The 14,279-nt window shown below is 58.6% G+C and carries 12 protein-coding genes; 2 read left to right on the forward strand and 10 right to left on the reverse strand.

Annotation, left to right across the window (positions count from 1 at the left end; translation table 11 throughout):
* Positions 1 to 16: 16 nt before the first annotated feature.
* A complete protein-coding gene (locus tag RT028_RS05395; RefSeq protein ID WP_312933248.1) occupies positions 17 to 1,408 on the reverse strand; it encodes an FAD-binding oxidoreductase in 1,392 nt (463 codons plus the stop codon).
* A gap of 207 nt (positions 1,409 to 1,615) precedes the next feature.
* Here RT028_RS05395 and RT028_RS05400 point away from each other — a divergent pair, with 207 nt between their 5' ends.
* Positions 1,616 to 2,662, forward strand: coding sequence for a GlxA family transcriptional regulator (locus tag RT028_RS05400; protein ID WP_312933250.1), 1,047 nt, complete (start codon positions 1,616 to 1,618; stop codon positions 2,660 to 2,662).
* 61 nt (positions 2,663 to 2,723) lie between these two features.
* Here the strand turns inward: RT028_RS05400 and RT028_RS05405 are convergent, their stop codons facing one another.
* From RT028_RS05405 to RT028_RS05445, 9 genes are all read right to left on the reverse strand, one after another.
* A complete protein-coding gene (locus RT028_RS05405; RefSeq protein ID WP_312933252.1) occupies positions 2,724 to 3,068 on the reverse strand; it encodes a RidA family protein in 345 nt (114 codons plus the stop codon).
* 9 nt (positions 3,069 to 3,077) lie between these two features.
* The gene (locus RT028_RS05410) at positions 3,078 to 3,428 is read right to left on the reverse strand and encodes a cupin domain-containing protein (protein ID WP_102689153.1); all 351 of its coding nucleotides are present in this window, start codon (positions 3,426 to 3,428) and stop codon (positions 3,078 to 3,080) included.
* Positions 3,429 to 3,463: 35 nt separating this feature from the next.
* On the reverse strand, positions 3,464 to 4,813 hold the full coding sequence (locus RT028_RS05415; RefSeq protein WP_312933255.1) for an MFS transporter: 1,350 nt from the start codon (positions 4,811 to 4,813) through the stop codon (positions 3,464 to 3,466).
* A gap of 205 nt (positions 4,814 to 5,018) precedes the next feature.
* On the reverse strand, positions 5,019 to 5,798 hold the full coding sequence (locus RT028_RS05420) for an NAD(P)-binding domain-containing protein (protein WP_312933257.1): 780 nt from the start codon (positions 5,796 to 5,798) through the stop codon (positions 5,019 to 5,021).
* 9 nt (positions 5,799 to 5,807) lie between these two features.
* Positions 5,808 to 7,127, reverse strand: coding sequence for an FAD-binding oxidoreductase (locus RT028_RS05425; protein ID WP_312933259.1), 1,320 nt, complete (start codon positions 7,125 to 7,127; stop codon positions 5,808 to 5,810).
* A gap of 200 nt (positions 7,128 to 7,327) precedes the next feature.
* On the reverse strand, positions 7,328 to 8,965 hold the full coding sequence (locus RT028_RS05430; RefSeq protein WP_312933261.1) for a BCCT family transporter: 1,638 nt from the start codon (positions 8,963 to 8,965) through the stop codon (positions 7,328 to 7,330).
* 188 nt (positions 8,966 to 9,153) lie between these two features.
* The gene (locus tag RT028_RS05435) at positions 9,154 to 10,287 is read right to left on the reverse strand and encodes a hybrid-cluster NAD(P)-dependent oxidoreductase (RefSeq protein WP_312933263.1); all 1,134 of its coding nucleotides are present in this window, start codon (positions 10,285 to 10,287) and stop codon (positions 9,154 to 9,156) included.
* Between the two features lie 5 nt (positions 10,288 to 10,292).
* Complete coding sequence (locus RT028_RS05440) at positions 10,293 to 11,549, reverse strand: aromatic ring-hydroxylating dioxygenase subunit alpha (protein WP_312933265.1); 1,257 nt, start codon at positions 11,547 to 11,549, stop codon at positions 10,293 to 10,295.
* Between the two features lie 110 nt (positions 11,550 to 11,659).
* Entirely contained in the window at positions 11,660 to 12,616 is a 957-nt protein-coding gene (locus RT028_RS05445) for a LysR substrate-binding domain-containing protein (RefSeq protein WP_312933267.1), read from the reverse strand.
* Positions 12,617 to 13,102: 486 nt separating this feature from the next.
* On the opposite strand from RT028_RS05445, the gene RT028_RS05450 reads away from it, so the two are divergent.
* Positions 13,103 to 14,263 carry a glycine betaine/L-proline ABC transporter ATP-binding protein gene (locus RT028_RS05450; RefSeq protein WP_312933269.1) on the forward strand — a complete coding sequence of 387 codons (1,161 nt, stop codon included), beginning with the start codon at positions 13,103 to 13,105 and terminating at the stop codon, positions 14,261 to 14,263.
* Positions 14,264 to 14,279 lie beyond the last annotated feature (16 nt).

Raw genomic sequence — 14,279 nt, forward strand, 5'->3', positions numbered from 1 at the left:
ATCCTGATCCTGATCCTTATTTCTTCTGGGCAGGGACATAACCGGCTGGTGCCATGGAAACCAGCTGGCGGGTGATGAAGCCTGCATCCTGGTCGTGGTCTTCGAGAGACTCTTTACGCACCAGTGCATCGCGCACCATGTGCGCGCCGAAGAAGCGGAATGGCTCTGGCGGGAGCAGTTTCATCTTCTGATTGACCAGGCCACAGTTGGCCCATTCGTCATTGGCGTGGGTGGCCAGCGACTTGATGATGCGGCTGGCGAAGACCGTGGTGGCCACGCCGTTGCCCGAGAAGCCGATGCCATAGCTGACGGTCTGGTGATGGTCGAGGTAGCCAAAGTTCGGCAGGCCTTTCATGGCCCGGTCGATCGGGCCGGTCCAGCTGCTGACCACGGGCACGTCAGCAAGCTGTGGATACAGGCGACGCAGTTCTGCGGCGACCCTGTCGGCGGCGGGCGATGGCTTCTCGTAAAGGTTTCCGATGCGACCGGCGTAGGCGAACTGGCCCAGTGGCTTGCCGAACACCACGCGGCCATCCGGGGTGTTGCGCCAGTAGTTGAGCACGGTGCGCGAGTCGGTCATGCACTCGCCGCCACTGAAGCCAATGGCATCGAGCTTGGCTTTGACCGGCGTGGTGGCCACCATGTCGCTGGACATGATGGCAATCATGCGACGCAGCTCGGGGAACTGTGCACCCCAGGCATTGAGCGCAAGGACCACATGATTGGCTTTCACTCGCCCCATGGCCGTGTGCACCACGGGATTCTTGCCGCGCTCAAGGTGGGTGAATGGCGATTTCTCGAAGATCTTCACCCCGAGTTTCAGGGCGACGCGGCGCAGGCCGCGCGCCAGCATGGCAGGCTGCACGGTGGCGGCATTAGGGTCGTAGATACCGCCCAGAACCAGCGGCGAGCCCACGCGACCGCGAATAGTCTCACGGTCCAGTTCCTGGAACGGATTAACATCGAGCTTCTGCAGGCCGTCGGTCAGCACCTTCCAGGAACCCATCTGCCGCTGGTTGGTGGCAGTCCACAACCAACCGTCTTTACGGTATTGGGCATCAATACCATGCTCCTGGCAGAAGCTGCCAATCTCGTCGATGGCCGATTCAGCCGCTTCACAGATGCGTCGGGCTTCGACGTCACCGCAGATGGTGCGTACCGACAGGTACTTGCCCCACCAGTTCGTGGCTACCCCACCGTTGCGCCCACTTGCGCCGGAGCCGCAGCGGTCGCGCTCGACGATAACGATGGATTTTTCCGGGTGCGCCTGTTTCAGGCGGATGGCCGACCACAGACCCAGGAAGCCGCCGCCGACAATGCAGACATCCGCTTGAATCGCATCCTGCAGAGCAGGGGCCAGATCGCTGTCCAGGTCGAGTGCCTGGGCATACCAGAATCCACGGTACATAGTGAGTGCCTTTGAGCATGTTGGTTTTTGTCCACATGATGCTCAGGAAATGGCTGGCGAGATATTACGCTCATGACAATTGATCGTACGCTTGCGCCTATTCGTACCGAGTGTCCTAAATGTCCCATTAGCTGAGATCGATATGATATGTAGGACCGTAGGGGTGCTTTAGAATTGAGCCGTCCCAACAAGCCGAGGTGATTCGCAGTGCTCCGGGAATCCGAAGAACAAAGCAATATTCCTGCCTCCATCAAGCCAGAGCTGAGGGTCGGCTTTGTCTTGATGAATCACTTTACCTTGGTCCCGGTTGCCGGGCTGGTGGACTCTTTACGCTTTGCGGCGGACAAGTCCTTTCGCAGTCAGCAGGTGTTTTGCCAGTGGGACTGGATGACACTGAATGACCAGCCCATCGTGGCCAGTTGCGGCATGCCGATCTTACCGACCAAGCCCCTGAACCTCTGGGCTCAGTATGACTACATCGTGATCGCCGGGGGGTTGCTCGGAGAGACGCGAAACCCGCCGGACTGGCTGCTGGACGCGCTACGCGATGTACATGCTGCCAATATTCCGATCATAGCGCTGTGCTCCGGTTCTTTCGTGCTGGGCAAGGCCGGGCTGCTTGATGGCCGGCGATGTGCGCTGCATTTCACCCTGAGAGAAGAGTTCAAGGAGCGCTTCCCGCTGTCCACTGCCGTGATCGACAAGAACTATGTCGATGATCGGGGAATCATCACCTGTCCTGGTGGTACTGCCATTGATCTGGCGGCCAGTCTGATACGCCGCCACTGCGGAGCCGTTCGAGCGCAGAAAGGTCTGGAATACCTGTTGGTCGAGGAGCGAAACGAGGAAGAGGCGACGGGAGCGGAAGGCGGCGTGTACCAAAACGACCGGGTGCAACGAGCCATCGCTTTCATGCGCGAGAATTTGGGGTCATCCCTTACCATCCAGGCGGTTGCAAGTGCTGTCGGTACGCATCCTCGGCAGTTGCATCGTGAGTTCGTAGCCAATACCCAGGAACCTCCCGCCAACTATTGGCGCAAGCTGCGTCTCGATCACGCCAGGCGCTTGCTGGTCAATACCAGCCAGAACATCACGACCATTGCGCTGGCTTGCGGTTTCTCGGACGCTTCCCATTTCATACTCTGGTTCCGCAAGCAGTACGGAGAAACGCCCTACAGCTTCCGCAAGCGTCGGCACGAGGTGGAGCGCTTTGAATGGGCCGCCGAACGTGTCGGGCTGGATCCGGAGTTGTAAGTTGCGCGTGAAAAAACGCCGCAGCCTGTGGCTGCGGCGGTTTCCGAGCGAAACGCCAGGGTTACGGCATCTCGCCAAACGCCTGAATTTCGATGAGGTACTCAGGCGCGGCCAGTTGCGCGCCCACGCACGCACGTACAGGCGGCTCGTCTGCAACCCAGGCGTCGTAGACTGCGTTCATGGCGGCGAAGTCGTCCATGTTGGCCAGCCAGATCTGTATGCGCCAGATGTTTTTCTTGCTCGCGCCAACTTCCGAAAGCCAACGCTCGAGCTGGGCGAGCACGCAGTGGGTCTGCTCGCTGATGCTGCCCTGGGGGGCTTCGGCGACGATGCCAGAGGTTTCGATGCGGCCATTGATCAGCACCATCTGGCTGGCGCGCGCGCCAGGCTTGATCCGTTCGATCATGGGTCCTCCTCAGAACAGCACGTAGGTTTTGCGCAGTGGCTCGCGAATGTCCCAGACGCCTTCGCAGTTCTCGGGGAACAGCACGGCGTCACCCGCGCGCAGTTCGACAGGCTCGCCACCGTCTGGGGTAAAGGTGCACCAGCCGCTGACGATGTGGCTGAATTCGCGATTCTTCAGATGGCGACGGAACACGCCGACGCTGCTCTCCCACACGCCGATGCTGGCCCCGACGGCTTCATCGGTTTGTGCCTGGCCGGTGGCAGCCACGGCGACGATGTCGCCGATTGGCAGTTTGGCTGGCGAGGTTTCACCCAGTGCCGATTCAGCAGCGTTTCGTACAACGGTAAGAACTTGGGTCATCAGGTACTCCTTGGTGTCTCGGTAGATCAGACTGGTTAGTAACTGCCTGCTTTGGCGGCAGTCAGTGAAGAAGCCTGTTGCAGGTCGAGCTTGCTCGTCTCGGGGGCCAGCCACCAGGAAATGAGCGCGCCAAACAACGAAATGGCAGCCGCTGCGAACATGGTGTTGGCAATGCCCAGCGACGTGAGCGAAACAGGCACAAGGTAGGTTCCGACCGCGGCGCCAATTCGCGAGAGCGACGTCGCAAGCCCCACGGCAGAGGCGCGGATCTCGGTAGGGAAGAGTTCATTGGGGTATACATATTCCAGTACCTGAGCGCCGCCGATCATGACCGCATACCCGCCAAACAGGATCAGTACGAGGGTAGGAGAGGCGTCCGGGAACATGCCCAGCAGCAGCAAGGACAAGCCTGACCACAGGAAGCTGTGGATGAGCATCTTGCGCCGGCCCATGCGGTTGATCAGCTTGGTCGCCAGGAGGCAGCCCAAGGTAAACAGGAACGTAATGGCGATGGAGCCGTAGCTGGCCCAGTCACCGGTCAGTTTCAATGCTTGCAGGACTTTGGGGGCAAACGCATAGATGGCGAACAGTGGGACAATGGCGCAAGTCCAGAACAGCGTGATGAATGCCATGCGCTTGCCATAGCCGGAGTGGAACAGCGACCACACGGAAGTTGGCTTTTCGCTTACCGCTTCTGGCAAATCACTGATGGAATACGAGGGCCCGTATACCTTCTTGATCACCGCATCTGCTTCAGCCACGCGCCCTTTGTTCAGCAGCCAGCGTGGCGACTCCGGGGTGCCGGACCGGGCGATCAGGAACAGTGCGCCAGGTACTACCGCACTGGCCAAGACCCAGCGCCAGCCGTCATCACCCATGGCGCGGAGCAAGAGCTCACCCACCAGGTAGGCGACTGCGGCGCCTGCGAACCACATGAGCACCATTGCAGCCAGCAAGGGGCCACGATGCTTGCGGGGCAAGAACTCGGCCAGCAGGGATGTGGCGATCGGATAGTCAGCGCCGACAGCGATACCGATCAACAAGCGCCAGGCAAACAGGGCCCAGGCTGACTCCACCCAGAACTGCGCGACCGAAAAGCCTACGATGGCGATCAAATCAACCAGGTACAGGATTTTTCGGCCGTACTTGTCAGTGAACCACCCGCCTAAAAAACCACCTAGAAAGACCCCAATCAAGGCGGACGCTGCAATCAGGCCTTCCCAAAAAGCAGTAAGGGAGAGGGCGCCTGAAATCTGCACCATGGCAACGCCGATAATGCTTAATACATAGCCGTCAAGAAACGGCCCCCCCGATGAATAGACCGCCAGTTTGCGGTGAAATGCATTGAGTGGAGCATCCTCGACGGAGCGTTTTGAAACTGACATTTACGACCTCTTGTTTTTATTGCGCGCACAGTCCCCGGCCCGATGGCGAGTCGACTATGCGGGTTATAACTAGCGGGGGAGGCGCCTTGCCCAATTGGTGACTTGCGCACTTTGGCATCCTGCCGTGCGCCACTATGGCATCGATTGTTAACAGGCCATATAACGCACAGGACAAGTCATAACAGTAAACGGGCTTTTCGATGCTTTACTGCGGTGGTCGAGTTCGGGTAAGAAGTGCGTCCAATACAACTTCACAGGCCGCTCCCCAGTTGGCGCTTACCGGTTGGTGCATCAACACGGACAGCCCTTCGGCAGAGAACGTCCCTGGCGTGGCAATTGCCCAGCCCAGTGACTGGAGACTCTTGTCGGGGTTGGATTCCGCAGAGCCTACACAATCCTTGATATTGCCAAGCACCAGGGCGCGTGCCTGGTCAGCGGGCAATCCTTTTTCACTCAACCATTGCTCAAGATCGTGCAGCAAGAAGTAAAACCAGCTGTTCATGCACGCTGCGACGGTTGCAAGCTCGAACGAATCTTCGTCTTGCAAAGTCACCAGCTGGCCCAACGTTTCGAGCAGATTCGCCGTCGCCGCATCAGGCGGGCAGATGACCACCGTCGAGTGGTTGAGCTTGGCTGCGCATGAGAGCATTGCCCGTACGCAGTCGGCTTGCGGGAACGCGGTGCGCAGCTGCTTCAGGCTTATGCCTGCCGCAAGCGAAATCAGCTTTTGGCCGGGCTTCAGGTGAACTTCATTTGCCACGCTTGCGATATGCTCTGGCTGGACGCCGAGCAGCACGATTTCGCTGCAATCAACGACCGCCTGATTATCTTGCAGAACCTGGCATGCGCATTCTGCAGCCAGAGTCTGGGCGCGTTCCGTGTTTCGCGGAGACACCATGATCACGCCGGTAAACCCGCTTCTGCGCAATCCGCGGACGATGCTTTCAGTCAGTTCACCTACACCGATAATGCCCAGGCTCTGCATGTCGTCCCCCTAGCTTTCCATTCCCGCGCGGTGCTGACCCCAGCGCAGATTCAAGTTGACGCCAACGCTCAGAAACGGTTCGGGAGGGTTGCGATTCGGCCCTTCGGCACTCAACAGGAAATCAATCAGCTCATCGCGTTCGCCGGCGAGCCAGTTGGCCAGCAAGGTGCCGGTCACGGTACCCCGGGTGATGCCCAGGCCGTTGCAACACAGCGCCCCATGTACATTGCGCGCGAGTGAGCCGAAGTGCGACATGTGGTTGCGCGACAAGCACATGGAACCGCCCCAGGTGTACTCGAACGGCAAGCCTGACAGCATCGGGAAGCGTCGTTCGAACGAGTCTCTGTGCTGGCGCCCGGCACGATCCAGATAACGCTGGTGGGCACGACCATCGGCATTGAAGCTGAAACTGTTGCGCACAAGCAGGCGTTGATCGGGAGTACGACGTAATGTGCTACCGAACGGATCTGCGGGAATCACGCCCCAGGTTTCCTTGCCGCCGAGTCGCTGCTGTTCCTCTGCCGTCAGGGGGCGAGTCATGCTCGCGTAGGTGAAGATAGGCAACAGGCGGCCCGGCAGGAAGCCGAAGTGCGAGGCAAAGGCGTTATTGGTGAGCAGCAACTGGTCGGCGATGATCTCGCCGGCGTCGTGCCTCAGCGTGACGCGGTCGCCCTGTTCGATAGAGGTGATGACCGTGCCCTCGTAGAGGGTAACGTTGGCCGGCAGCGTCTCTGCGAGCCCTTTGGCCAGTGCCGCTGGCTGTAGCAGTTTGGTGCCGGGGGTATACAACGCCTTTTTGTAGAACGATGTACCCAGATGATCGGGAAGATCTTGTGCGTCGATCATTTCATAGGGTTGGTCAAGCTTTTCGAGGCCACTGCGATATGCCTCCAACACCGCAAGCCCCTTGGCTTCAACGGCAGCTTGATACTTGCCATCCGGTCTTATCTGGCAGTCGATGCCGTGCGCTTTGATCAACTGCTCAAGGATGCCCTGCGCCCGCAGATTAAGCTTCAGATTCATCCGGGCAGTCGGCAGCGGGCCAATATAGTCCGCAGCACCAATGTCATGAGGCAGGTCGATGGCGAAGCCGGAGTTGCGCCCGGACGCGCCAAAGCCCACGACTTGGGCCTCGATCAGAATGATTTCGTCGGCGGGATAATGGAAAGCGAGCTGGCGTGCCGCTGCGAGGCCGGTGAAGCCTGCGCCCAATACAACCCAGCGTGCCGAGCTGCGGCCCTTGTGACTAGGTTTTGGAGTGCGGGCCGGGCTCAGGTGGAACCAGCCACAGCCATTGTCATCCGCAGGGGTGGAAGTGCTTCTGTACATGCGAATCTACTTTTAGATGTTGTTTGAGTCACTATCGCACCCATCGCCGCGTGAAAATATAACGGCCGGGACGACTCATGGAAGGTTCTGGCTGCGCCTGTTTTGCAACCGACTCCAAGCTGAAAACCGCACGCCGCAGATCCAATCGAATCCGCGGCGTGCGCTTTTATTCCCATAACAGCCGATGGTCATTTCGTCGATCAATCGGCCGGTATGGTTGTTGCCGAAGGTGCCCTGGTGCCGGAAGTCTCGACTACCGCGGGGGCGTCAATAACATCCTTGTTCGATAGAAGGCTGCGGCATAGCGTGTAGGCGGTAAGCAGCATGTACACAGCGATCGGCAGGCCGACCACGATACTGGCCATTTGAATGGCCAGAAGCCCGCCCGCGATGATCAGGCTCCCCGCGATTGCCCCTTCCAGTACGCACCACAGGATGCGTATCCACTTTGGCGGGTGCAGCGACCCGGACGAGTTGAGCGTCGTTATCACCTGCGTCCCGGCATCGGCTGCCGTAACGAAGTGCACGGCTAGTAGCAGGCATACAATCAGGCTCAGGATGCCGCCCACGGTAGGACCGTCCAGTCTTCCCAGGAAGGTGAACATGGCAGTAGTGGTTTCGCGTCGGGTTTCTTCAAGGATCGGGCCGCCTTTGAACGCAGCGGCTGCGGACTGCTCCGCTACTGGCAGGTTGGCGTAGGCATGGCGCGCCTGTTGTTCGTCTTTCAGGGCGGTGCCCCCGAATACCGACATCCAGATCAGCGTGACCATGGTAGGTACCAGTAGCGCGCCGAAAACCAGTTCTCTGACGGTCCGGCCTCGCGAAATCTTGGCGATGAACAGTCCCACGAAGGGGCCCCAGGTCATCCACCATGGCCAGTAGAACGCGGTCCAGGTCTTCTGCCATTCGCCACCCGCCTGAGCGTCGGTCCAGAAACTCATGCCCACGATGTTCTGCAGATAATCCCCGGTGGTTTCGAACAACAGGTTCATGATGAAATTGGTTGGCCCCAGCGCCAGCACCACGGCCACCAGCCCCAGAGAGATCCACATGTTCAGTGTGCAGAGGCGTTTCATCCCCTTGGACACACCGGCAAGAAGCGATATGGATGCAATGATCGTCACCACAACGATGATCGACAGCTTGAAGCTCAGGCTGACGGGGAACCCGAAGACGTGGTGCAGCCCCATGTTGATCTGCTCGACACCGAGGCCGAGTGCCTGGGAAACGCCGAAAGCTGTGACGACCGCGCCGACGATATCGACCGTGTGACCAATCGGGCCGTAGATCCGGTTTCCGATCAGCGGATAGAGAATCGAGCGCAGCGCCAGAGGCAGGCCTTCGCGATAGGCAAAATAGGCCAGGCCCAGACCGATGATGGTGAAGATCGACCACGGGTGCAGGCCCCAGTGCAGCATTGTGATGCGCATTGCCATGCTGGCGGACTCGTCCGTGAAGCCTGGCGTGAACGGGTTGCTGGCGTAATGCAGCACAGGTTCGGCGACCGACCAGAAGATCAGGCCCACGCCCATGCCGGCGCTGAACAACATGGAGATCCATGCCGCGAAGCTATATTCGGGTTTTTCGTCAGGCCGCCCGAGGCGCAGGGTGCCGTATCGGCTCATGGCCAACACCGCTAGCACCAGCAAGACGCCGCTGACCAGGAAGATATAGAACCATTTGAAGTTGTCGAGAATGGCGTCCGAGGCGAGTTTGAAAACGCCTGTGGCTGATTCTCCATAGATGCCGCAGAAAATGACGAAGGCCATGACCAGGGCAAGTGACCAAACGGTCACGGTGGGGTTCAGACCTTTTAAAAGGCCTTGCTTTGCACGCATCGGCTATATCCTTTTTATTCTTGAAAGCTGTAAATCAGCTCGGCATATTGCTGATCGAAACGTAACGAAAAAAGCCGGTGCGCAGCGCTAGCCGCGAACCAGCCAAAACCAGGTATTCACCTGGAAGGGTGATGCTCAGGGTCTCCGGAGAGGGCGCCGCTGCATGGGAGTAGGGCATCCGCTCGGAGTCAGAGGTCGACAACCAGGTTGGAGGTCGGCCGGCTGCAGCAGAGCAAGCGCAGGCCCCTATCAATCTCGCGTTGGCGGATGCCACCGTTGTGGTGCATTTCCACGGTGCCTTCCAAGACGGCGGTCTTGCATGTGCCGCATACGCCCTGACTGCAAGACGACGGAACCACTGCACCCGCTTTTTTCGCAGCAGCGAGTACGGTCTGGTCGGCGGTCATGGTGAATTCCTTGCCTGACCGTGCCAGGCGCACCGTAAAGGTGTCCGTCCCAGGCGCTGCTTCGACCGATGCAGGTACTTCAACTTCAACCACGACTTCGGCGTTGATATCGAAGCTTTCTTGATGGTAGTGGCTCATGTCGAAGCCGCCGGTCTGCAGCAGGGCCTTGACCGCGTCCATGTAGCCTTTCGGGCCGCAGGTGAAGACTTCCCGCTCGAGGAAGTCCGGGACCAGCTGTTGAAGCTGCTCGACAGACAACCGGCCCGTTGGTCCCTGCCAGTCCGGTTCGTCCCCGTTGCTCTCGCAGAAGAAGAAGGTCTTCAGGCGCGGCATGGAGCGTTCGAGGCGCGACAACTCATCGCGGAAAATGATGTCTTTCGGGGTGCGGGCGCTGTGCACGAACACGATGTCCAGGTCGGCGTGCAGATCCGCAGCGGCGCGAGTCATGGCCATCACTGGCGTTACCCCCGAGCCCGCCGAGAGGTAGAGCAACTTTCTGGCCGGTGCGGCTATGGGCGTGAAGATGCCGGCAGGGCCGGAAGCCACGAGCGCATCACCGGCACGCAGGTTGTCGTGTAGCCAGTTGGAGACGATGCCGCCCGGTACCCTCTTCACCGTAATGCTGAAGGTGAATGGGCGCGTCGGCGTCGACGACAGGGTATAGCACCGCGAGATGCTTTCGCCGTTCACGACCGGCGACACGGTGAGGAACTGCCCTGGTTCGTATGCCAGCGCGTGATAATCAGGGCAATGGAACACGTATGTCTTGACATCGTGCGTTTCGTCCACGACGGTCAGACATTCGATTCGCTTGGTTTCGCCGCTCGCCCACTGCACGCCAAAGGTCGCCCAGTGGTCGGTGTCGGCGAAGCGCTGATCAGCCCGCAGGCTGGCAATATTCTCGATCATGCCCATCACCCTTAAACCCCGTGAGCCGCGAGGCGAGTGGAGTACCAGCGTGCAAACTGGTCAACATACGGCTCGGTGAATTGAGAGTAGGGCCCAGGTACGAATGCTGGATCCTGAGTGCCGCTGTGCGTGATCGCGACCAGGTTTGCGTCCTGCTGGGTGGTAGCGACCCACACTTCGGTCAGGCGCTGCAGATCGTAGTCGACGCCTTCCACCGCATCCTGGTGAACCAGCCACTTGGTACGGACCAGGGTCTTGTCCGGCGACAGTGGGAAGATCCAGCTGATCATGGCGTGGTCGCTCATCACATGCGTCCACCCGTTGTTGCCCCACATGTGGGTATCGCCCAGATCTTTGCGGGTGAGGTTGCCGAGCAGCTTGGTGCACGCCACCTTGGTGTCGAGAGTTTGCGATTCGCCGGAACCCGCGATGATCATGCGCTGAGTGCGGAATTGCGTAGGGGCATCGTCTGCCAGATGTTCTACCGTAGCATAGAGCAGGCCGTCGCTTTCCCAGTCGGCTTCGATGCCTGCTTTACGAATCTGGTAGGCATCGTAGGAAGCCCGCTGCTCTTCGGTCATTTCCTCCAGGCTCACACCCAGGTCTTCCGACTGGTAGGAGACGATCAACTCAGGGTGAGTGCCTTCACAGTGATAGCATTCCCGGTTGTTCTCCATGACCAGTTTCCAGTTCCCGCTCTCGACATAATCGAGCTCGTAGGCAATCTTGGTCTTGGTCAGGTCAAACGGTTCGAAGCGTGGGCGCATGGTGTCCGCCTGGACCTTGATGTCCTCTGGCGGCGTATCGCTCAGGCAAACGAATACGTGGGTGCCGATCACTTCGCAGTTGACGGGGATCAGGCTGCGGCATGAAGGATCGAAATCGCTGCCCATGTGCTTGGCGTGCTTGAGGCTGCCGTCCAGGTCATAGGTCCACTGGTGGTAAGGGCAGACCAGCATGCCGACAGTCGACTTGCCGGCTTCTTTAAGGCGTGCGCCGCGGTGGCGGCAAACATTGCGGAACGCACGGACCTGCTCGTCGTCGTCACGCACGACGATAATCGACGCTTTGCCGATATCGACCGTGTAAACATCGCCAGGCTCAGCAACGTCGGCGGTAACGGCAACCAGAATCCAGTGCTTGTGGAAAAATACTTCAAGATCCTTTTCGAATACGTCTTGGCGACTATAGAGTTCGCCAGGCATACCGAAACCAGGCTTGCGCGAGTCCAGCAACTCACGATGCGTTTTGATAGGGGAAGTGCTCATTGTAATCCTCACGGGCTCTTATTTTTTAGTTCGCCATGAACGCCAGTGAATTATTTGAGCCCCGCCATATCTCGTCAACGCATCAATTCTTACGCTTGCATAACCCTAAGTTATTCAGTGACGATTTTCTTGGTGGGTGGCACCGCTTTACTCTGCAGCCACTGCACCACGGCGGTCACGTTCGCTGTTACGGGACGACCTTTTGGAACGATGAGGTAATACGACTTCTTGGGCCTGACGACGAAAGGTTCAAGTTTGACCAGTTCACCGCTGTCAATCAGGTGATCGACCATTCTTCCCCACCCCAGTGCAATGCCGTAACCGTTGACTGCAGCTTGAATGGCATCAGTGTAAAGGCTGCAACGCAGGTTGATGGTCAGCTTCGAGTAGCTGGCGCCTAGCTCCTTGAACCAAGCCGGCCAAGTGATCCAGCCTTCCGATGTGGCTTCGGCATCCAACAGCCCAGCGGTGGTCAAATCTTCAAGGGTTGATGGCATGTGGTTGCGAGCCAGCCAGGCCGGAGAGCACACCGGAAAAACTTCTTCTTCGAACAAAAGAATGGCTTCACCGTCATCCCAATGACCGCTGCCGAAACGGATGTCCATGTCGAAATCCGGCGCCTTGAGGTCCCCCAGAAACATCTGGGTCGACAGCCTGAGCCTGACGTGGGGCAGGGCGTCGATCAGCGTATTCAGGCGCGGCATTATCCGGAACTGGGACACGGGGGCGGTGGAGGACAGGACGATTTCCTCCTTTTCATTACCTTCGAGGATCTGGTCGAACCCGCTGGCAATTTTCTGCAACGCCTCCGAAATGATGGCGAACAGCGTCTGTCCGGCTTCGGTCAGGTAGATGTTGCGGTGCGTGCGCTGAAACAACTGGGTACCGACATTTTCTTCCAGAAGTTTGATTTGCTTGCTGACAGCGGCTTGTGAAACTCCCAGCTCCGTTCCGGCGAGTGTGAAGCTGTTAAGACGCGCGACAGCCTCGAACTGTAGCAAGGCAGTCATGGAAGGGATGATGCGCCGATAGCCTTTTTGATTGTTATTCGTCTCGTGGTTTTTCATACAGGTTCCGAGCGAGGTGCAGAAAAGGAGCTTGGTCAGGACGTAAGGCTAAACAAGGCATAGCTTAGTGACACAGCACACCCGAACACGTCTAGGCTTAGTGCTGTGCGCGGGACAGATTAAGGCGCCATACAGCGCGTCGCTACAAAAATTTCCACCTTGGCGTCGGGTTATGTCTGGGTGAGCTGAAGTTATGCATAGCGCTTTGCTCGCATGTTCTATCGCGTCTGCCTGGAAATTACATTTTTTGACTGAGGCATACAATTAGGCCCGCGCCGTCTGGCCTAAAGTGTGGTTAAGTCGAGATGAAAATGGATTGCAAGCTAAGTAATTTTTTTAGAAAAGTCCTGTGCATCACTGCCCATGCTCAACGAGCAGGGCGCCTCGTCTTATTTATCGCTCGCACCTGCAGAGCGACCTGCCAGTTGTGTGGCGTCTCGTGTAGCGAGTCGGCGAATTGGTCACAAATATAATAAAGAGGGTCGTATGAGTGAAGGCAACGAAATCCTTTCGGTAAAGAATATTTTCAAGATATTCGGGCCGCGTCCTGAATTGGCCATGGATATGCTGAGAAAGGGCGCGCACAAAGATGAGATTTTCAAAAGCACAGGGCATGTGGTGGGTGTGTTTGACGCCAGTTTTTCCGTCAAGCGCGGTGAGATTTTCGTCATCATGGGTTTGTCCGGATCAGGCAAGTCGACCATGGTGCGGCTGTTCAATCGTCTGATTGAGCCTACCGCCGGCAGCATCCACCTCAACGGCAAGGAAATTACCGGGCTCTCCGACAAAGCCCTGCTCGATGTTCGGCGCAAGGAAATGGGCATGGTGTTCCAGTCCTTTGCGCTGATGCCGCACATGAGCGTGCTAGAAAACACCGCCTTCGGCCTGGAGATTGCCGGCGTGCCGGAAGGCGAACGCCACAGCCGCGCCCGGGAAGCCTTGGGCCAGGTTGGCCTGGCCGGCCACGAGCACAGTTACCCGCACCAGCTGTCCGGCGGCATGCAGCAGCGCGTGGGCCTGGCCCGGGCGTTGGCCAACGATCCGGCGATCCTGTTGATGGACGAAGCGTTCTCGGCCCTCGACCCGCTGATCCGCAGCGAGATGCAGGGCGAGCTGATCCGCCTGCAGGCCGAGCAGCAGCGCACCATCATCTTCATTTCCCACGACATCGAAGAAGCCATCCGCATTGGTCATCGTATCGCCATCATGGAAGGCGGTCGCGTGGTGCAGATCGGCACCCCGCAAGAGCTGATCAACCAGCCGGCCAACGACTACGTGCGCACCTTCTTCAAGAGCTTCGACAGCTCACGGGTGCTCAAGGCCGGCGATGTCGCCAAGTTCGACCCAGCCGTGGTGTGCAAGGTCAACGGCAGGGCACCGAGCTTCCAGGCCGGTGTGCCATTTGGCTATCTGATCGACGACCGCGGGCAGTTGTTGGGCGTGGTCGACACCGATGCGGACGGCGTCACCGCCAGTGATCGCTATAGCCTGCACGAGCAGCGTCCGGTGTACACCGACACGCCGCTGCACGAAGTGCTGGGCATTGCGGCCGACCTGCCATACCCGGTGCCGGTACTCGACCGCCAGGGCGCCTTCAAGGGCACGCTGTCGAAGAACGAGCTGCTGCAGACCCTGAGCCGCAACTAAAACAACAAAGAGGTAA

The organism is Pseudomonas sp. (assembly GCF_032058845.1).
Lineage (GTDB): Bacteria > Pseudomonadota > Gammaproteobacteria > Pseudomonadales > Pseudomonadaceae > Aquipseudomonas.